The following is a 760-nucleotide window of genomic DNA, read 5'->3' as shown; positions in this document are numbered from 1 at the left end:
ATCATCCTCGACGGCTGGAGCGGCCAGCTCGTCATGAAGGAAGTCTTCGCTCATTACCGCAGCCACCTGCAGGGATCTCCCACACAACTGCCCGACCCGGTGCCCTACGCCCGTCACATCGAGTGGCTCGGCGAGCAGTCCAGGGAACGAGCCGAGGAGTTCTGGCGCCGCCGGCTCGGTGATTTCGCCGAACCGACTGAGCTCGGCATCGGCGGAGCAACCGGCCAGAGCGGGTTCGACGACGTGGCGTTCCGCCTCGACGGCCAAACGACCACAAAGCTCGGCGAGTTCGCGCGTGCGCACCGGCTGACCGTGAACACGATCGTGCAGGGTGCCTGGTCGCTGCTGCTGTCCCGGTACAGCGGTAGTGACGACGTCGTCTACGGCTCTGTCGTCTCCGGGCGTCACGAGGGGCTGGCCGATGCCGAGTCCATGATCGGCCAGTTCATCAACACGCTGCCGGTGCGGACCCGCGTCCCGGCCGAGCGGCCGGTGGCGGAGTGGCTGCGGGACCTTCAGCAGGAGCATGTGGAGCTGCGGCAGTACGAGTACACGTCGCTGGTGGACGCGCAGAACTGGAGTGCCGTCCCGAAGGGCGAGCAGTTCTTCTCCTCGCTCCTGGTCTTCCAGAACTTCCCCGGCCTCGGTGCCGACGAACTCCCCGACGGACTGACGCGCAAGTCCTGCCTCGACGTCGAGCGGACCGGCTACCCCCTGACCGCGATCGTCTACGACAGCGACCGCATCAAGGTCAACCTCG

The 760-nt window shown here is 66.7% G+C and carries 1 protein-coding gene; it reads left to right on the top strand.

Annotation, left to right across the window (positions count from 1 at the left end; all coding sequences use genetic code 11):
* Positions 1-33 precede the first annotated feature (33 nt).
* Positions 34-760, top strand: a 727-nt coding sequence (locus tag POF73_RS45820) for a condensation domain-containing protein (RefSeq protein ID WP_272125483.1), incomplete at its 3' end; no start/stop codon positions are given.

Origin of the sequence: Streptomyces sp. HD (assembly GCF_028369295.1) — a bacterium.
Taxonomy (GTDB): domain Bacteria; phylum Actinomycetota; class Actinomycetes; order Streptomycetales; family Streptomycetaceae; genus Streptomyces.
Note: the sequence above shows the minus strand (reverse complement) of the source record. Positions and strands in the feature narration are given on the sequence as shown.